Annotated in this window: 16 protein-coding genes and 1 pseudogene; 6 read left to right on the top strand and 11 right to left on the bottom strand. The window is 64.4% G+C overall.

Features of this window, described 5'->3' with window-relative positions; translation table 11 throughout:
- The gene (locus ACIBI6_RS10370; protein ID WP_396955813.1) at nucleotides 1-615 is read right to left on the bottom strand and encodes a TetR/AcrR family transcriptional regulator; all 615 of its coding nucleotides are present in this window, start codon (nucleotides 613-615) and stop codon (nucleotides 1-3) included.
- 105 nt (nucleotides 616-720) lie between these two features.
- Here ACIBI6_RS10370 and ACIBI6_RS10365 point away from each other — a divergent pair, with 105 nt between their 5' ends.
- Together ACIBI6_RS10365 and ACIBI6_RS10360 are read left to right on the top strand one after the other, a co-directional pair.
- Nucleotides 721-2136: an MFS transporter gene (locus tag ACIBI6_RS10365; protein ID WP_364339223.1), complete on the top strand. Its 1416-nt coding sequence runs from the start codon at nucleotides 721-723 to the stop codon at nucleotides 2134-2136.
- A gap of 8 nt (nucleotides 2137-2144) precedes the next feature.
- Entirely contained in the window at nucleotides 2145-2831 is a 687-nt protein-coding gene (locus tag ACIBI6_RS10360; protein WP_364339221.1) for an SGNH/GDSL hydrolase family protein, read from the top strand.
- A 970-nt stretch (nucleotides 2832-3801) separates the two neighbouring features.
- Here ACIBI6_RS10360 and ACIBI6_RS10355 read toward each other — a convergent pair.
- A complete protein-coding gene (locus tag ACIBI6_RS10355; protein WP_396955812.1) occupies nucleotides 3802-3930 on the bottom strand; it encodes a hypothetical protein in 129 nt (42 codons plus the stop codon).
- A gap of 259 nt (nucleotides 3931-4189) precedes the next feature.
- On the opposite strand from ACIBI6_RS10355, the gene ACIBI6_RS10350 reads away from it, so the two are divergent.
- The gene (locus tag ACIBI6_RS10350; RefSeq protein WP_396955994.1) at nucleotides 4190-4456 is read left to right on the top strand and encodes a DUF4158 domain-containing protein; all 267 of its coding nucleotides are present in this window, start codon (nucleotides 4190-4192) and stop codon (nucleotides 4454-4456) included.
- A 61-nt stretch (nucleotides 4457-4517) separates the two neighbouring features.
- Here ACIBI6_RS10350 and ACIBI6_RS10345 read toward each other — a convergent pair whose 3' ends face one another.
- Nucleotides 4518-4646, bottom strand: a complete 129-nt coding sequence (locus tag ACIBI6_RS10345; protein ID WP_396956003.1) for a hypothetical protein — start codon at nucleotides 4644-4646, stop codon at nucleotides 4518-4520.
- 87 nt (nucleotides 4647-4733) lie between these two features.
- On the opposite strand from ACIBI6_RS10345, the gene ACIBI6_RS10340 reads away from it, so the two are divergent.
- On the top strand, nucleotides 4734-5189 hold the full coding sequence (locus ACIBI6_RS10340; protein WP_396955811.1) for a hypothetical protein: 456 nt from the start codon (nucleotides 4734-4736) through the stop codon (nucleotides 5187-5189).
- A 526-nt stretch (nucleotides 5190-5715) separates the two neighbouring features.
- On the opposite strand, the pseudogene ACIBI6_RS10335 reads toward ACIBI6_RS10340, so the two are convergent.
- Nucleotides 5716-6156 (bottom strand): annotated as a pseudogene (locus ACIBI6_RS10335) (Tn3 family transposase); the annotation flags it as partial.
- Nucleotides 6157-6745: 589 nt separating this feature from the next.
- On the bottom strand, nucleotides 6746-7687 hold the full coding sequence (locus tag ACIBI6_RS10330) for a YafY family protein (protein ID WP_364339219.1): 942 nt from the start codon (nucleotides 7685-7687) through the stop codon (nucleotides 6746-6748).
- A gap of 88 nt (nucleotides 7688-7775) precedes the next feature.
- Here ACIBI6_RS10330 and ACIBI6_RS10325 point away from each other — a divergent pair, with 88 nt between their 5' ends.
- Entirely contained in the window at nucleotides 7776-8174 is a 399-nt protein-coding gene (locus ACIBI6_RS10325) for a VOC family protein (RefSeq protein WP_364339217.1), read from the top strand.
- A gap of 665 nt (nucleotides 8175-8839) precedes the next feature.
- Here the strand turns inward: ACIBI6_RS10325 and ACIBI6_RS10320 are convergent.
- Together ACIBI6_RS10320 and ACIBI6_RS10315 are read right to left on the bottom strand one after the other, a co-directional pair.
- Nucleotides 8840-9649 (bottom strand): HAD family hydrolase, encoded by an 810-nt coding sequence (locus ACIBI6_RS10320; protein WP_396955993.1) that lies wholly within the window; start codon nucleotides 9647-9649, stop codon nucleotides 8840-8842.
- A 683-nt stretch (nucleotides 9650-10332) separates the two neighbouring features.
- On the bottom strand, nucleotides 10333-12447 hold the full coding sequence (locus tag ACIBI6_RS10315; RefSeq protein ID WP_396955810.1) for an Hsp70 family protein: 2115 nt from the start codon (nucleotides 12445-12447) through the stop codon (nucleotides 10333-10335).
- 589 nt (nucleotides 12448-13036) lie between these two features.
- Here ACIBI6_RS10315 and ACIBI6_RS10310 point away from each other — a divergent pair.
- The gene (locus ACIBI6_RS10310; protein WP_396955809.1) at nucleotides 13037-13798 is read left to right on the top strand and encodes an SDR family NAD(P)-dependent oxidoreductase; all 762 of its coding nucleotides are present in this window, start codon (nucleotides 13037-13039) and stop codon (nucleotides 13796-13798) included.
- A 155-nt stretch (nucleotides 13799-13953) separates the two neighbouring features.
- Here the strand turns inward: ACIBI6_RS10310 and ACIBI6_RS10305 are convergent, their stop codons facing one another.
- From ACIBI6_RS10305 to ACIBI6_RS10290, 4 genes are all read right to left on the bottom strand, one after another.
- Nucleotides 13954-15537, bottom strand: a complete 1584-nt coding sequence (locus ACIBI6_RS10305; RefSeq protein WP_396955808.1) for an FAD-dependent oxidoreductase — start codon at nucleotides 15535-15537, stop codon at nucleotides 13954-13956.
- Nucleotide 15538: 1 nt separating this feature from the next.
- Nucleotides 15539-16543, bottom strand: coding sequence for a diiron oxygenase (locus tag ACIBI6_RS10300; RefSeq protein WP_364339778.1), 1005 nt, complete (start codon nucleotides 16541-16543; stop codon nucleotides 15539-15541).
- A 127-nt stretch (nucleotides 16544-16670) separates the two neighbouring features.
- Nucleotides 16671-17774: an Hsp70 family protein gene (locus tag ACIBI6_RS10295; protein WP_364339209.1), complete on the bottom strand. Its 1104-nt coding sequence runs from the start codon at nucleotides 17772-17774 to the stop codon at nucleotides 16671-16673.
- 512 nt (nucleotides 17775-18286) lie between these two features.
- Nucleotides 18287-18997: a hypothetical protein gene (locus ACIBI6_RS10290; RefSeq protein WP_364339206.1), complete on the bottom strand. Its 711-nt coding sequence runs from the start codon at nucleotides 18995-18997 to the stop codon at nucleotides 18287-18289.
- Between the last annotated feature and the right edge of the window lie 21 nt (nucleotides 18998-19018).

Here is a 19018-nt window from a genome sequence, read left to right as displayed (position 1 = left end):
TCAGCTCAGTAGCGCGTTCACGATGGTGTGCGCGGTGGCGACACCGCGCTCATCACCCATCTGTTGGGCGGTATTGGCTGCGCTGATCACCGCGTCGAATTCGAAAGCCATGGCATCGGCGTCGCGGTCGGTGAGATCGCCTTGTTCCTGAGCGCGCCGAATCTGCTTGGCCAAGAAGTCGAGCCATTCGCTGTGATCCTCGGCGATGGCGTCGCGGACGGGTCCGGGCCTGCTGTCGAATTCGGCGATGGTGGCCACCCGGAAGCACCCGCCCGGGAATGTCGGGTCGGTGATGTGGTCGAACCAGCGATCCATGAGGGCGCGCAGGCGCAGTAAGCCGCGCGGTTCGGCGAGGCTCGGCGCGATCACTCGTTCGACGAAGGCCTCGCGAGCCACCTTCACCGCTGCGACCTGCAGTGCTTCCTTGGTGCCGAACAGGGTGGCTATACCGCTTTTGCTGATGCCGAGGTCGGTCGCCAGACGGCCGATGCTCAAGCCCGTCAACCCTTCGATGGAGGCGACGTCGGCGGCATGTCTGGCAATCGAGGCCCGGGAACGAGCGCCTTTGGAGAGGCGCTGATCAGTGCCCTGCGTGGTGGTTATCGACTCTGCCATGTCGTCATTCTTCCACTATCGGGTTGCGAATACGAACGGACGGTCGTACTTTTATTGCACGAACGGTCGTACGTTTAGATTTCGCCTCACCGAAGGATCTCCCCCATGACCGAAGTGTCCGCGCGGACCGACAGTCCGCCGACCTCGAAGGCCGCCGTGCGCACGCTCGTCATCGCCTGTGGCGCAGCGTTCATCGCCTTCCTGGATCTGTCCGTCGTCAATATCGCCTTCCCCTCGATCGCCCGCGACTTTCCCGGTACCGCGACAACCACGCTGACCTGGGTGGTCAGCGGATATGCCATCGCCTTCGCGGCACTGCTCACCCCCGCGGGCCGCTTCGCCGACACCATCGGACGGCGCAGACTGTTCCTGATCGCACTGGTCGGTTTCGCCGTGACATCCTTGCTGTGCGGCCTGGCGCCCACCGCGGGCTGGCTCATCGCCGGACGCCTGCTGCAAGGTGCCACGGCCGCGCTGATGGTGCCATCGGCACTCGGACTCGTCCTCACCGTTACGCCGCGGGAAAAGATTGGCGCGGCCATCGGAGCCTGGTCGGCCGCAGGCGGTTTCGCCGCCGTGGTCGGTCCGGCGATCGGCGGCGCGCTGGTCGAGACATTCGGCTGGCGAGCGGTATTCGTCATCAATATCCCGGTGGCGATCGCGCTGATCGTGCCTGGGCTGCGAGTTCCGGTGCCCGACACCCGCCAACCCGGCAGTGCGCTGCCCGACCCGGTCGGCACAATTGCCATTGCCATGGGACTCGGCGGTGTGGTCGCCGCAGTCACCGAGGGGCAGCGATGGGGTTGGACCGCACCCGGCACACTCGCCGCGCTCGGCGTCGGCGCACTGCTGATCCTGGCCGCGCTGGTTCGCTCCGCGCGTCACCATAATCCGGCCATCGCGGTCGAGTTGTGGCAGAGCAGGCCGTATGCGCTGGCCAATGCCGCCTCGTTCGTGTTCGGTGCGACCATGTTCGCCTGGCTGCTCGCCGGACCGCTGTTCCTCGATGCGATCTGGCAGTATTCGGTGCTCGGTTCGGCGGCCGCATTGACGGTGGGCGCGGTGTCCTCGATGGTGACCGCGACGATCGCCGGTCGCGTCACGGCGGCGAGCACTCGGCGCTGGCTCGGTGTCCTCGGGGCGCTGATGTACACCGGCACCAATGTCTGGATGAGCACCGATGCCTTCGGACCGACACCGGCACTGTGGTCCGCGTGGGTACCGGCCGGGCTATTCGGTGGCGGCGGCGTCGGGATCGTCGTGACGGTGCTCGGCACCGCGGCCGCGAGTTCGATTCCGCCGCAACGCTTTGCGGCTGGAATCGGGATGAATCTGACGGCCAGACAGGTGGGGGGCGCGCTCGGTGTCGCGGTGCTTGCCGCGGTATTCGCCGCCAATGCCGACGATGCGCTGGCCGCCTTCCACACGCTGTTCGCTGTTTGCGCGGGCATCGGTATCGCGTCCGCATTGGTAATCGCGATTCCAGCGCGCGTCCGTGTTGCCGTTCCCGCTCAAAGCTAGGAGTCACCTTGACACACGAAGATATTCGGACCGAAGCCAACGATCCGATGCTGTTGTCGCGCACCGCCGCACTCGAACTGCTCGCCGATGCGACCTGGCAGCGCTACGCGGTACTCGGGGATTCGATCGCCCAGGGCGTCGGCGATCCGTGTCCCGGGTACGACACCACCGGATGGGCAGATCGCGTCGCCACGGTGTTGACGGCGGCCAATCCCGCTCTGGCCTATTTGAATACCGGCCGGATCGGCGCAACATCCGCACAGGTGCGCGCCGACCAACTGCCGCGGGTGCTCGAATTCGCGCCGGACCTGGTGCACATCAGCTGCGGCGGAAACGATCTGTTCGCTCCCGGCGGCAATCTCGACGAGCTGCGCGCGAATCTCGACTCGATCTTCGGCGCGCTGGCCCGCAGCGGAGCGCAGGTGAGCACCTTCACCCTCGCCGATGTGTGGGAAGTGGAGCGGATGGCCGCGATGCGCCCGATGCGGGAACGGATGGCGGCGCTCAACGACATCACCCGCGAGTTGGCCACGCGTTACGACGCCGTGCTGGTGGAGTTATGGGACCATCCGCTGCGGCTGCGGCCGGATGTGATGAGCGCTGATCTCATCCATTTCACGATGAGCGGGCATGCGGTAGTGGCCACTGAGATGGTGCGCGCACTGCACGGACTGCTACCCCAACCGGCACACTGATCGGAACCGGACTGGGCCGCGTCTACTCGGGGTACCGGTAGTAATCGCCGAAAATCCAACGAAGTTCGGGATGTGCCCTGGTAGAGAGTAATTCGCCGGTTCGGCGTGCGGGGTGGGGTGTTTGGTGCTCGGCTTGGCTGCCGATGAGGTTGGTCGGGGTTCCGGAGGGCTGGGTTCGTGGCAACGTGGGTATTCGCGGATGAGGAGTTGCAACGGTTTCGCTGGCCCACATCAGTCGGGCGCACAGCGAGAACATCAACTTCTTCGACGCGATCGAGGTCGATATCGACGCCGAACTCGCACAGCGTGGGCCGACTGGCTACCTGCCCCTGCGCGTCCGCCCCCTGTTCTGACCTCGGTCTCAAGTAGGCGTGGCGTATAAGAGGTGTGACGGCTGATGCCGGATTCGGTGGGACGCCGCGGGCTTTGTGTGCGGCGATGCCTTCGCGCTGGCGTCCTGGCCCGACTCGATCGACACGGTCTCGAAGACCGCTCCGTGCGTGCGAGGCATCATGGCAGCGCTGCGTCGGGAATTGTTCGCCCAGTGCAAGCCCGGTGAGCCCGGTGGAGTCGGGACACGATCGCACAACGAGCTGGCCAGACTCGATCAACACCGTCTCCAAGATCGGGCAGGTCGCCAGCGCCCGGATCTTCGCCCGGGACCGCGCCGTCGAACTCGGCGCTTACCTCGGCCCGATGTGCCCGGGACTGGGGTCGACACCGGGGCCTCGCGTCCCTGGTTCGCCGATATGTCCCAGGCACAGACACCGGCCGAAACGGCCCGCGATCTGGTTCGCCTCGCGGTCGGCGCGATCAATCCCGCGTTCATCGGCAGCTGGTCCAGCACGGTGAAATCATCAGCTGGACCTCGGACGACGATCCCGACCGCGAGCAGCCGACGCGCCGCTGAGATCCGGCACGCGTCAGGCGGTCACAATGTCAGCCCAGCTTGCAGAGCAGGCGGAGGGAATCATCGGCGGGTGAGTGGCGTCTGCGCGGCGACGCGGGTCAGCTTCTGCGGGTTGCGGACGTAGTAGAGGCCGGTGATGCGGGCGTCCTCGATACGGGCGGCGATGACGCCGTCGAACTCGCCGTCCAAGCGGATGGCCAGTGCTGGGTTGCGGTTGACGACGGTGGGTTCAGCGGTGAGGGTGGCCGGGTTGCTGCCGATGCTGTCGAGGATGGGGTTGAGGAGCAGACCCGCCCGATCCGGCGTTAAGCGTTGAACATCGAGTGGTGTTGGCCTGTAGGTGATTTCATGTCGGTGTGACCGAGGAGGGCGGCTACGGCCGGTTCGGGGCGTTGTCCCGTGTTGAGTTGGAGCGGTTTTCTATCTTGATGACGAGGATCGGAAGCTACTGGTCGCGGGTCGGCGTCGGGATTACAACCGGTTGGGGTTCGCACTTCAGGTCGTGACGGTGCGGCAGCTCGGGATGTTCCTGGCCGATCCGCTTAATGTGCCGCCGGAGTTGGTCGACTATCTGGCCGAGCAGTTGGGGATCGAGGACTCCTTGTGTGTGAAGCGGTACACCGAGCGGGAGAAGAGCAAACCCAAGCATGCTTGGGGTCCCGGTAGAAACGGCGCGAAAAACAACACATCTGGCGTAGCCGCAGGTCAGGGGTGACTGCTGAGCTTGAGGTGCGGCTTTCGTGCGGATTTCGCTGGCCTCCCGTTCGATGGACAGATCAGAACAGGGTGTCGCGCATGCGTAGCGGCCGGTAGCCAGTGGGGCCGAGTGCGGCGGGTTCGGCGTCGATGTGGACTTCGAAGCCGAAGAAGTAGGCGGTGCCGGGCATGCATATCTTGCCGGGCACGGTATGCCTTCAACGCGGCGGCTGTGTGGCGCCAAGAGAAAGGTTCTCAACTGCGGGAACGCGGGATGTATATGGAAGCATGAACGGGTGAAATTCGAAAACTATCGTAAGGTGGCCTTGGCTTTCCACGTCAAGGTGTTGGCAATCATCTTTGCGGCTGCCACTGCGCCGCTCATTGCAATGCCCGTCGCGGATGCTGCATCGACCCCGGCTGGGGCCTGCGGATCGAGCTTCCATGAAATCGACCATCATGACCTACCACTCGGCACGATATATCTCTTCTACAACGGAACAGATAATTGTGTCGTTACCTGGAAAAATGAATACGTGGGAACTCCGACTACGGTAAGTGCTGGAATCGAAATCGCTGGCCAGTCTTCTACCAGAGTCTTGGACTCGCGCAGCGATTACAAGTATTACGCAGGACCCGTAAAAATTTCAGCCAAAGGCAAATGTATCCAGTGGGAAGGCGAAGTCCAAAAGCCCGGGGCAGATTCTAATATCGTAAACTACTGGAAATCTAAGTCGAGCCACTGCGGATAGGTAACGCTAGGATCCTGCTCCTGAAATCTTCACTGTAACTACCTAGAGGGAAACTGCTGGACTGTGAGCACGCTGGTGAGGTAGGCGGTCGAGCTGACCGCCCACCTGCACGAGAAGGCGGCCGCGGCGAGAGACGGTGCCGCGCACTCCGATTCGGACACCAGCCTGCTCGCGGTGCTGGCCCGCGCGGTGAATGCCGGGGAAATCCCGCCCCACGTGGCGGTGCTGAATTTGGTCCAGTTGAGGTGGGACCGGAGTACGTCGGAAAGGGGCAATGGACGCTGACGGCGCTGGTTCGGTCGCGGTGATCGGGCTGGTCGTTTAGGGTTTCGCTGCGGATGGATAGTTGAAGGTTGTTGCGGGGGATGTGTGGCGTCGATCGACCGGACCGCGTATCCGCAGCCGTGCACGAGGTAGCAGGCGTGAGGGGCTATCGTCGGGGAATGGTTGGCGCGGCTCTTCCGGACCATAGCCGATGGATTGCGCAGCCACCAGATACCACGCATAGGTGAGCACCTCTCCGATACCTACAGAGGTCCGATAGGCTGATCGCCAGCCTGTCCGATGTCGCCGACGACGACAAAGAGCTTGCGGCGCCGTGCGTATCGGTCGCATGTTCGATGATCGGCAGATCCGTTGCGTTGCCGAGGATTTCGTCGAGCACGTAATGCGCTTCGCGTTTGGTGGCCACGATAACCTTCGTGCCGTAGGTGGCGTGCTGGTCAGTGACATGGGTATAGGTACTGAGCCCTTCATTCGCGAAATAGCGGCTCAGGGCCCTGGCGGTGATCGACTTGCCGCGCGTCGGGAACCGCTGACCGTCGCTCGAGGACAGCGTGCCTGCACCGAAAACCGCTGTGAGCGGCAAACTCTGGTGGTAACCAATTAGCGCGGAATTCGCCGCGCGCAGCGTCTCCTCCCGCACGTACCACTCCGAGGTCCACGCCAGAATGTCGTAGGAGATCCCCGGGCTGAGAGTGAAATACCGGAACAGGTCCTCGCGGCTGATCTCCGGGAACTCCCGAAACCGTTGCAACTCCTCATCCGCGAATACCCGCGTTGCCACGAACCAAGCCCTCCGGAACCCCGACCAACCTCATCGGCAGCCAAGCCGAGCACCAAACACCCCACGCCGCATCCGGAACCGCTGAAACACCAGTGCACATCCCGAACTTCGTTGGATTTTCGGCGATTACTACCGGGACGCCTACTCGGACGCGGCCCAGCGGTCTTCCTCCTCGGCGTTTGCGTACGCCGAGTGCGCATCTTCTCGGCGTTTGCACCCGCCGAGCCTGATACCTGATCGGCGCTCGCAAACGCCGAACCCCTAGTGAATGCAAGTCAGGGCAGCACCTGCGGGATGGCGTCCGGCGCGCATTGGCCCGACGTCGTATTTATCGACTGGCCGTCCGCGATGAACCGGCTGAAACTATTTATAGCGGACTGCTTTGCAATGGTAAATCCCTGTGACACAAGCGTTTTCATTAGTCGCGAAGCGCATATCGTGATCACTCGCGGTGCACGAATCGATCTGCGAGATTCGATTCGCCGCGCGGTCACTCACGGTATCGATCGACGAGTTCGGCGCCGAGCACGGCCAACTCCGCCTGTACGGATCGCGGTGCCAGCACCTCGATTTCGGCACCCCAGCCCGCCAATTGTTGGGCGATCATGCGCGGGGTCGGCGCGGTAATACGGACCTGAACGCGTCCGTCGGCGACCGGACCGTCCACCGCACAATGTCGCCCCTGCTGCTTGCGCAGAATCGGAAGTAGTTGCGGCGCAATGAGTGCGATGGCCGATGTCGCGGCACGACGTTGTTCGACCTCGCCGACGACCGCCTGCCACGCCGTGGACAGATCAAAATCAACTGGGCGGTGGGCAATTTCGTCTGTTATCGCGGCATCGACGATTCGGTCGACGCGGAAGGTGCGCCTACCACGGTCGGTGCCTGCGATGAGATACCAGGTGGCGTCCTTGTCGACCAGGCCCCACGGGTCGACGACGCGCCGGGTACGCTCCCCCGGCCGCTGATATGTCAGTTGCACCTTGCGGCGCTCGACCACCGCGCGCTGCAACAATTCGACGAGCTTCGGCCGAGCTTGATCGCGCTCACCCCAGCGCGCGGGATCGATCACGATCGCGTCGGCCGCGGCCTGTGCATCGGTGCGGAAGGTCCGCGGGAGGGCACGCACCAGTTTGCGCAGCGCCGATTTAACCTCGGGCACCGCGCTCGCGGACGGTCCGGCCAAAAGGAACAGCGCCCGCGCCTCCGGTTCGGTCAGGCCGCTGAGATCCGTGCGTGCGCCGCCCACCAGCGACCAGCCACCACCGCGGCCCGACTGCGGATAGACCGGAACTCCTGCCGCCGAGAGCGCCTCCAGATCCCGGCGCGCGGTCGCGACCGAAACCTCGAGTTCGGCGGCGATCTCGGCAGCCGTCACGCGCCCACGGGTCTGCATCAGCAACAGGGTCGCCACCAATCGGTCTGCTCGCATGAGCACAATTCTGCCGCTTAAAGTGCTCATTCGGTGAGCACTTTAGGCGCAACTATGGATCACAAGACCCCGATCAGAGGAGACCAAGATGTTGCGAGGAATGGCCACCGTTTCGTTCTATGCCGACGACCTCGAGGCCGCGAAAGACTGGTACACCGACCTGCTCGGCTACGCCCCGTACTACGCAGTGCCCGGCGGATACTACGAATTCCGCATCGGCGACTACCAGCACGAACTGGGAATCATCAACCGCAAATTCGCACCCGCCGGTGCGCAGAACGCACCTGGCGGATCCATCCTGCACTGGCATGTCGACGATGTGCAGGCAAGCTTCGACCGCCTACTCGCCCTCGGAGCCGAGGAGTACGAGCCGATCACCCCACGCGGCAACGGAGATTTCATCACCGCATCAGTGGTCGACCCCTTCGGCAACATCCTCGGCATCATGCAAAACCCCCACTACCTGGCGATACTCAGCCGCCCCTAAAGCGCCTGCCCCAGCTGCCCGAGAATGCAATGGCAGGCGTTCGCGCGGTTTGCCCACCTTCGCGCCAAGGCATACCTTGCCCCGAGAATGCTTGGCAGCCCGGCGCTCTCGCTGGTTGCTCGCCCTTTCGCGACGCCTGCCAAGGTTCACTTGCTCTGAGAATGGCGAAGTTGCTCGCATGATCTACCCACCCAACCACCCCTCCGCGACGCCCCGAAGCATGCCCTGCCCCGAGAATCCTCGGTGGCGGGGCACCCTCGCCGTTCGCCCCTCCGTGACAGCACCCGCGACATGCCCTGCCCCCGATACTGACGGCGGTGACGGGCCTTTCTCAGGCTTTGCCCACTCCTCCACGACGCCCCCCTGAGCATGCCGTGCCTCGGAATGCTTGGCAGCCCGGCGCTCTCGAGGTTTTGCCCGCGCTTACCAACCCCGCCCGAGGTTCACTTTGCTCTGAAGAAGGCAATGGTGGCGGCAGTGCTCGCTGATCCGCCCGCCCTCGCAATCCCACCCGAACTCTTCACCACCCCGAGAAGCATTGGTGGTCGCACATTCTCGAGTACCGCCTCTCCACAGGACCATGGCTCGCCCTGCCTCGAGAATGCTCTGGTTGAGGGGCTCTCTCGATGTTTGCCGCCACCAACGCATGGTGAGCACGGTCCAGGTCAGTGGATGAACCAGCGTTCCAGGATTTTGGCGACGCCGTCTTCGGCGACATCGTCGGCGATTTCGTCGGCCCAGGTGTGGACCTCGTTCGGGGCATTCGCCATTGCTACGGAATGTCCTGCCCAGTGCAGCATTTCGCGGTCGTTGTAGCCGTCGCCGATGGCGAGGGTGGCGGCGCGGGGGATGCAGAGTGCGGTGCGTAGCCGCTCCAATGCCCACCCCTTGGAGACGCCGCGACGGGAAACGGTAAGCCACGGGCCGAATTCGCCGTGCACCCAGCTGGCACCCGGTACCCGCAGTCGGGTGAGCAGGCGCAGCATCTCTTCCAGGGAACCGTCGGGCCACCAGCCGTTGAGTCGAGGGGTGGGCTCGCTGCTCAATGCGCCGTCATCGACGAGAACGTATTCGCCGATCGAGAATTCACCCGGACTCGCCCCCGTCGCCCAGGTGCCGATGCCGACCTTCTCCACCGCGAAGATCATCTCCGGAAACAGCGCGCGCAAGGCCACGACCGCGGGGGCCGGGTCGAAGGTCTGCACCGCCACCGGCTCCCCCTTCGCCACATCAATGTGCACTGCGCCGTTGGAACACAACGCATGTCCGTCGATCAGCCCGAGCTCCTGCAGCACAGGCCGCGTCGTCATCAATGTCCGCCCGGTCGTCACAACCACATGCGCCCCCGCCTCCACCGCCGCCCGCACCGCACCGATCACCCGTTCACTGACCGGCGATCCCGTCTGCAGCAACGTTCCATCGACATCCAGCGCAATAAGCTGAGGTCCCCCATGTACCACCAACCCATTGTGCATCGCTATGGCACTCGGCGTCACCGGAATTCGACCGGTCCGAATCTCCCCACCCCTCGCCGATACCCCGCACGTCAACAGCAGCACTTCTTCATCGAGACCGCCCCTCTTCCCAGCGCCACAAGATGTGCGACTCCCGACAACAGTGCTGATCAACGCCGTCACGTGACCGTCCGCCGCGCAACCAACAGCCGTCCAGACCAGCGACTTTCACCCAACCGCCGACCCTGCGGCGGTGATATCTTCCTGGCTCGCGCCCCACTGCGTACTTGCGGACTCCAACCTCGGCTAGGCCACATCCACTGGAGCAGCTCCACTCTGATCACCAAAGGATTTCGGCACGAAGTGCCACCGCACCAAAACAGCTGTAAGGCCGCCTATGCACCGACGGCACGAACAGCAGCATCCCATCTCGAGATTCGCGCACTTCTAGCGCCCGTCTCGGCCACCCGCGCGGCGGGACGATCGCGCCTCTTGTGAGGCTGCGCCGCGCAAGCCTAGGCACTGCTGAAACGCCCGAAAGTTAGTGCCGGACGGTCACCCTGCGGGCCACGCCCACAATCGGCCAATGCCCGTTCCGCCGATCGGAGCCATAGCAGGCTCCGACCCCCTCGGGCTCGCTCAGTGGACGATCGCAGTTCGGTGCGTAGAGGCGTTGCGGGTCGCTCGAGCAGTACTACAGCGGACTACCTGCGGGCACCGCCGCCGCCACCGAAGCCGCCCGTACCGTGTGAGGAAATCCCGCCGGACGAGGTGCCACCGGTGCTACCGCCGGAAGTGGTCCCGCCGGAGGACCTTCCGCTGCCCGAGGTGCCTCCGGCCGAACCGACGCTGGTCCCGCCTGAGGTGCCGCCACCGGTCGAACCGCCGAACCTGCCGCCATTGGTCGAGCCGCCCGACATACCACCGCTCGTCGAACCTCCCGAAGCACCACCGCTGGTGGAGCCTCCGGAGGCACCGCCATTCGCCGAACCACCCAAAGCGCCACCTCCAGTCGAGCCCGAGGCACTGCCATTCGCCGAACCACCCGAAGCATCACCACCAGTCGAGCCCGAGGCACCATTGCTCGCCGAACCACCGCCACCAGTCGAGCTCGAAGCACCATTGCTCGCCGAACCACCCGAGGTACTGCCGCCCGTCGAACCACCTGAAGTGCCAGTATTTGTCGCCCCATCGGCGGTACTTTCCGACGAACCGCCGCTCGTGGAATCCCCCGACGTTGCACCGCTGGTGCCCGAAGTCGCACCGCCGGATGCATTACCCGGGCTACCGCCGGACCCGCTGCCGCCCGATGTCGCAGTTTCGGTGGATGTTTCGTTCGTCGTCGAGCCCGGTGCACCGTCAACAGTCGAGGTACCGCCAGTCGCCGGAATTCCGGTACCCGGGGTCGTCGCGGTGCCACCGGGTACCGAATTACCCGGGGCGGGAACCGAGCCCGGAAGGCTAACGCTCGGAATAGGCGTGCCAACAGCGGGCGCGGCTGGGATCGCCCGCGGACTTCGGGTGAAGGGCAGGGGGTTCAGGAACTGCGCCGGGTTGGCGTAGGTGCCACCACCGGAATATGCGGTCCCACCGCGTGGTTCGCTGTGTCGTCCGCCATGTGATTCGGCTACGGAGGGGCCGATCGATGGTCCGAGAGGTGTCGTATGGGCGACGGGCGCGATCCCGTATGCCGGTCGGCCGGAAGAGCCGAAGCCCGCCGCTGTGCTCGCCCAACCAACCGCAGCGGAACCGGCCCCGGCGAGCGCCTCGACATGGGGCTCGAACAGAAAGTTGTCCATCGGGAAGCTGCCCGGCGAGGCATCCACCAGGGACGGCATCTGCGAAATATTCGGGCCGCCGAATACCGTGACGGCCGATACCGCCACTGCGGAAGCCACTGCGGCACTGGAGAATACGGCTATCTTCGGCGCTCGATGCCGACCACCGGTCGCGAGTGGGGCGAAGGTGCGGGCCGCATAGCTGGCGGCCCCGACGGCGACGGTCTGGCCCGGATCGGTCGACATCACCACCGGTCGGCCGAGTTCGGCGAGAGTCCGCGCGACATCGACGGGACGGGTGGCACCGCCGACCAGCAGGATGCAGCTGATATCGGACAGGCACCGCCCCGTCGATTCCACGCATTCGTGCACCACATCGAGGGAATCCCGGATGTGCTGGTCGCGCATACTCGTGATATCGACAATCGAGGTCATCTGCAGCATCGAACCGTTGTCGCCGGGTTCGGCGACCCGGGCATAGCGCGCGATCATCGAACCGAGCGGTCGACCGCCGAAATCGTATGAGCGCACGGACTTTCCGACGATCGGATGATCGTCCCAATCGGGTCCTACCCGCACCATCGACACATCGAGGCTGGACCCACCGAGGTCGTACACCAGCACGAACCCGGACTCCAGCGGTCCGCGTTCCTGTTCGAGCCACTCCGCGGCCGCGACTGGTTCGGGTACGAGCAGCACATCCGCGGCCCCGGCTAGATTCAATGCCTGCTGCAGCAGCGACAGCTGCTTATCGGAATAGCATGCGGGATAGGTGGCCACGGCTCCCGCGGTCGGCGGGAAGGATTCGAGCAGGCCGTTCACCACGGCGGCGACCAGGTTCGCGGGCGACCAGAAGCGACCGCCCACGATGACCGACTCCGGATCTCGCGCCAGATCAGCGAAATCCGTCACCGCCATATCGAATTGGGGGATTCCACCGATTCGGATGCCACCCGCACTGTCGAAGGTCACCGCCGTGCGGCGCGTCCGCACCGACGACAACGGTCGCTCGCCGGTCACCATGGCGGAAACAGAGTTCACTGAACCGATGCTGAAACCCAGACCTGTAGTCATTCGCTATCCCGTCAACGCACCGAGACCACGTCCATCACATAGGAGATCCATGTGGCCGCGGTCGCTTCCCAAACAGCACCCACAGGTTAGCTGCTACCGGATTGATTCGGATGTCGAATTGATATGAAACGTTTGACTTCCGTTGACTCTCCGTCAAATCCCCAGCTAGATCGCACGAGAAAGATTCATTCAGCCCTCTGGACGATCGGCGTTTCGCGACCGAAGCCCCGATTCCACTGCAGTAAGCCAGATTCCGCTACCGCACAGTAACTCGAACCGAGCCCCTCATCTGCCTTACACAATCGAACCGCCCAGAACCGACAACCCACACCGACTGGTCGGTAACCAAATCATTGCCAACGCTATTGATTTCATAGTGCGAGCATCCCGAACACGGGAGCATGACACATCAAATGTAACGGCCGATTTCCGCTAGCGCTACCACTTCCCGCCCGGTTGACTGGATTCAGCGATGAGCAAGCGCACGGACGAAACAACATCCCACGCCATCTCATCGACCATGAAATCATCAGGGCGAGAAGGGAATTCGAAAACGATGTCTACGCGTTTCGCGGACAAGGTGGTGCTCATCACCGGGGCCAGCTCGGGTGTCGGCAAGGCGGTGGCCACGCGAGCGGCGGCCGAGGGCGCGGCGGTGGTACTCGGCGCCCGTGGTAAAGACGCGGGCGAGCAGGTCGCGACCGATATCCGCGCGGCGGGCGGCCGGGCGATCTTCGTACCGACCGATGTCACCATCGAGGACGATGTGGCCCGACTGACGCAGGCGGCAATCACCGAATACGGGCGTCTGGACGCGGCATTCAACAATGCGGGCGCCGTCAACGCCTTCGGCCCGGTCGAGCAGATCGACGAGGCGGGGTGGCGCGCCGACCTCGAACTCAATCTGACCAGCGTGTTCTACGGTCTGCGCCACCAGGTTCCGGCCATTGTCGCCTCGGGCGGCGGCGCGATCCTCAACAACGCCTCGAACCTCGGTGTGGTCGGCATGGGTTCGGTGGCACCGTATGTGGCGGCCAAACACGGTGTCGTCGGGCTGACTCGCGCGGTGGCGCTAGAGGCCGCTGAAAAGGGCATTCGCGTCAACGCGCTGGTCTCCGGCGCGGTCGACACGCCAGCTTTCCGCAACTCGATGGGCGCGACCCCCGAGGGTGAAGCGGCCATCGCCGCACTGCACCCGCTCGGCCGGATCAGCACGCCGGAGGAGATCGCCTCGTTCTGCGCCTACCTGCTCAGCGATGAGGCCAGCTTCATCACCGGCGCGGCACTCGCGATCGACGGTGGATTCACCGCCAAATAGTCGCCAATCGGCACCTCGGCCCGGCACTCGCCCTCATCGCGTCGCCGTGCGCCGAGGTGCCGACCGTCGTCACGGAACCTACCGCGCAACCACCATGTCGGCGGGGGGCGAAATCCGTTACACAGCCCGAATGAGACATGGGCGCGCATGCGCCGCTAGGCGCGGGCGAGCAGACGGCGCACGATACCGGTTCGTACCGCGATTCGGCGAGCCACGACCGAGGGCCGACGACGATGCACCAGATGGTCGAAATCCGTTGCGCTACCGGCGGGTTCACGCAACCTACCGGCGTTGAAATCATCGGCCAACTGCCGAACCGTCTCCTGCGCACAGGATTTGTTGGTGCCGATGAATCCGGTGGGGCCGCGCTTGATCCAGCCGGTGACATAGATTCCGGGCAGCACCGCACCACCGGACTGTTCCAGCACGCGACCGTTCAGGTTCGGGATCACGGCGGCCTGCTCGTCGAACGGCAAGCCGGGCAGAGCAACACCGCGATAACCCACCGAGGTGAGCACCAGCCCGGCATCCAACCGCTCGGTCTCCCCCGTCGCCACCGCACGAACGCGACCATCCGGATCGGTGACGAGTTCGTTGCGGCTCACCTCGATACCGGTTACCTCGTCCGTGCCGAGGATCGCGGTCGGCGCGGCCAGATACCGGAAGACGATCCGCTTGCGCGCGCCGAGCGGCCGCTCGGCCACGCTGTGCAGTAACCGTAGCTTCTGCTCGACCTGATACGGCAGCTCGTCGGTCACCGCAGGCAGTTCGCCCTCGATGACGATATCGACATCTGCACCGAGCAGTCCTACGAATTCCGGTACGGTGAAAGCGGATTCGAGAGGACCGCGCCGACCGAGCACGACCACTTCCTCGACCTTGCTCTCCCGCAGTGCCTTCAGCGCATGCGGTGCAATATCGGTGCCCGCCAATGTCTCCGGATTGCTGGCCAGAATGCGCGCCACATCGAGAGCCACATTGCCATTGCCCACGATGACCGCCCGACGTTGCGACAGATCGAAGGTTCGCTCGGCGTGATCCGGATGTCCGTTGTACCAGGCGACGAAGTCGGTGGCGGATACATTGCCCGCCAACCCTTCTCCTGCAACGCCGAGCTTACGATCCGAGGACGCACCGACCGCGTAGATCACCGCGTGGAAGTGCGCGAGCAGATCCGCATGCGAAATATGTTTGCCCACTTCGATATTCAGATACGACCCGAAACCGGGCTGTGCCGAGATGATATCGAAGAGCTTATTCACCTGCCGGGTCCTGTCATGATCCGGCGCGACGCCGTATCTGGCGAGTCCATGGGGTACCGGAAGTCGATCGAAGACCGTCACAGTGACGTCGGGCTGGGTCAGCAGTTCGTCGGCCGCGTACATGGCCGAGGGGCCGGATCCGACGATCGCCACCCGCAGCGGCTGACGCTCGGTGTGGATCTCGGCCGCGGGCACCGGCTTCGCCAGCAGCGGGCGCAGGCGCGCCTGCCGATAGAAGTCGGCATTGATCTCGATGAACGGCTTCTGCTCGTCGGTCAGCTTCTTCGACGATGTGATGGCATCGACCGGGCACGCACTCGCACACGCGCCGCAGTCCACGCACGCCTGCGGGTCGACATACAGCATCTCCGCCGTCAGAAAATCGGGTTCGTCTGGCGTGGGATGGATACAGTTGACCGGGCAGGCGTAGACGCAGGACGCATCGCTACAGCAGGACTGCGTGACGACGTACGGCACGTCAGCCGGCCTTGGCCGAGCGCAGCGGCTCGGAGCGGTAGCGGGTGGTGTGGCCGTCGATCTTCAGCAACTTCCAGACCGCCTTGCCGATGGGGTTCATCAGGCCGATGTCAGCGGCCAATGTGCGTACATCGCCGAAGAAGTCGCTGAACTCCCGCTTGGCCTGCTCAGAGCCGTAGAACAGCTCCTTGCGCACCTCCTCCGGAATATCGAACTCCTTGAAGAACGACCGGGGCGGGGTGTAAATCGAGCGACCGAGGATGAACATGACGATCGGCATAACGATCGAGAGCACCAGCTTATTGGCCGCATTCTTCTCGGGCACATGCTGCTGGAGGAATTCGTGCGCGAAGGAAATGTGGCGCGCCTCCTCGGCGACGTGAATCGCCATCACGCCCCGCATGATCGGATGCACATCCTCACCCGAGCGCAGGATCGCCTTCTGAATGTGGTCGATCGGCTCCTCACCCGCGAGCACGGCCATGAAGAAAAGGTTCGGGAACAGCGCGGCCACCGGCGCGCCGATGTACTTGAATTTGCGCACGAGCGGTCCCATACCGGGAACGTCGATGCCGATCCGGTTGACCATCTCCTGGAACATAAGGGTGTGGTTGTGCTCCTCGATCATTTCGTGGGAGCAGTAGCGGAATTCGGGCGAACCGTTGGGCAGGCCGAAGCTGTGCGTGACCATACCGCTGATCAGGATGGATTCGAACTGCAGACCGACCTTGGCGACGTTGGCTTGGCGGTACTTGCCGATCGCGATCTTCCGCTCCAGCGGCAGCGCCTGGTACCAGGGATGGCGACCGAGCGCATCACCGGATACGGGGAGCACCCAGCGCTCTTCACCGGCATCCGCGGCAAAATCCGGATTGTCCCAGTCGATGTCCTCGAAGGGGTCGAAGTGCTTGTTCACCGAACCTTCGGAGAGCAGCAGCAGCTTGGCGGCATACTCCTGCGCCTTCGCCAGTTCGGGATCGACTGCGGGCGTCACGGCTGCAGACATCGTCGTCACTGCCTCTCCTCGTAAGACACATTTACTGTATCCCATAGTTACACCTACGAGGAGTCACGTCAACCTGGCGCATATTCGGCATCCCCGGCGACGCTGCGGTACGCCGCCGGGTCTGCCTTTACCGCAGCCCGAGTTGCGACAGTCCCGCGACCACCGTGTCGGCGGGCAGCGCCAGCGCGAGCGCCACTCCTGCGGCCGACATCCCTGCCGCGATCGCCACCCGGGTCAAGCGGCGCCTGGTGCGCCGGGAAAGTAAGAGGGCGCGCGTCGTCGCTGCGCGTGCTGTGCGCCGATGATGATGTCCGGTCGCCTCCTTGTCCGCGGCAACGGCGCGACGCGCCAGGATGGCGGCGCCGTCGGCGATCGTGCGTTCCGGATCCGGGGCTGTGATCACCGGACGCGCCAGTTCACCGGCGAGCACCTGGGCCACTTCGACCGGCCGGGCCGCGCCGCCGACCACCAGGACGCAGTCCACATCGGCCATGGTCACATCCGCCATCCGCAGACAGCGATAGATCAACTTCAACGAGGATCGGATATGGATGGCGCGCAATTCGTCGGCGGTGGCCACACCGGAGATAGAGGCGGGCACGGTCCCGTTCCCGGCCCGTGCGGCGACCAGCGCGCCGAACGCCCGCCCGCCGAAGTCCGTCGAGCGGATCGGTACGCCGACAATCGGATTGCGCGGACGGCCCGCGCCGACTCGCACCAGCGTGATATCGAGGCTGGCACCGCCTAGGTCATAAACCAGGGCTAGACCCGGCATCAACGGCCCGCGTTCGGCCTCGAGCCAGGTGGCCGCCGCAACGGGTTCAGCAACCATCGCGACATGAGATAAGCCGATCGCGTCCAGCGCCGCGCGCAACTCCTTCACGTGTCCCTCGGCGTAGCCCGCCGGATGTGTCAGCATGACCCCCGCACCGTCCGCGCGACGATCACGCCGCGCCTCGGCGATCAGGCATTCCGCGACGACAGCGATCAGATCGGCCGCGGTCAGCGCGCGGTGCCCGACCCTGGCCTGCTTGGTCTTGCGTTGACTCAGATCGGCGAATTCGGTGATGGCGCGCCCGTGGCGCGGAATCATGCCGACCCTGGCCATTCCGTTGCTGTCGAAGGTGAGGGTGGTGCGGCGGGTGACGGCGGGCGAGCGTTCGGCGGCGGAGCGGCGACCGGGTGGAGCCTTGGCCGAACCCTCCTCCGCCAGAGCGGAAACCGTGTTCACCGTGCCTATGCTCAAACCGAGACCAACCGCCATCGCAATCCTCTGATCGCCGAGTCGATTTGCTTCGAACCCTTTTCACGCAACCACTCCGCGACCAGCCTGCCAACTACCGGACATACGGTTGTCCGCATGCCGCCGCCATTGACGCGGGCGGCATCGGACCAGCACCGACCCCGCTCACCTGGCACGAAACGTGAACCGCGGATGTCGCGGCCGGATCTCCTTACGGCGTGGCGGAATTCAACGATGACCTCTCGCAGTTTGCCAGCCGGTGACCACCCTGCCGTCTTGGTTGTCGATATACGAGCTCACATGCGAAAACAGCGACAAATCAACTACCCATCGAGGTTGCCGAACAGGCCGCGATGAGCCGACCCGAACCATGTCGATACCGACCAGTCCGCGACCGGCCGGACGAGCCCGATCCAGCAACGAGTTGCGACTCCCCGCACCGGAATTCGCAAGCGATTCCGGTGCGGGAAATCAAAACCATTGCGGCCATCGGCAACTGATCAGCAACATCCCAGCACCGCTTTGGCGCTCGCCGCCCGTCGCACCGGTGCCTGCCGCGGTCCGAGCAACCGCGAGACCATCTGCGCGGCTTGCTCCTGCCACCGCGCGTACGCCGTCGGAAAGCCCGAGCGCTGCGCGGCCTGCGCGGCCTGCCACAGCGGCATCGCCCGGTAGTCCGGCGCGTGGACCAGCAGTGCGTCCAGGAATCGCTCGGTCGCATAACGCAGATCGATGAGCTGCTCGGGCGTACCCCAGCCCGCGGACGGGCGCTGCTGGAACACCCCGAGCGAGTCGTAATCGACCGCCTCGGTCAGATTGCGCAGCAATGATTCCTGCAGTGCGGTGGCCAGCGCGACCACCGCCGCATAGGCGGGCATATCGCGACGCAGGACCACTTCGACAATCGTCCGCGCGTTATCCCATTGCTCCGGATTCGGCGTGAAATGCCGCTGCTCGCCCTCGATTCCGTGCGGTATCAACTGCGCCGGAGTCAGACCGCCATATGAGTTCGGGATCGGCTTCCCCACCGATTCCGGACCGATTGTGGCTACCCCGGGCGAGTCCGCGGGAATCTCGGTGATAACCGGGCCATCCGGTGCCCGCACGGCCGGCGTTCCGGGTGGTGGTGCGGCGATTGCCGGACCGGATTGGATTATCACCGCCGCGCCGGCAGCGGCCAGCGCGAGAAACATCTGTCTTCGAATTGACATGGTGATCGATCAACTTCCCGC

The sequence above is a fragment of the Nocardia sp. NPDC050412 genome, from assembly GCF_044458825.1.
Classification (GTDB): Bacteria; Actinomycetota; Actinomycetes; order Mycobacteriales; family Mycobacteriaceae; genus Nocardia.
Note: the sequence above shows the minus strand (reverse complement) of the source record. Positions and strands in the feature narration are given on the sequence as shown.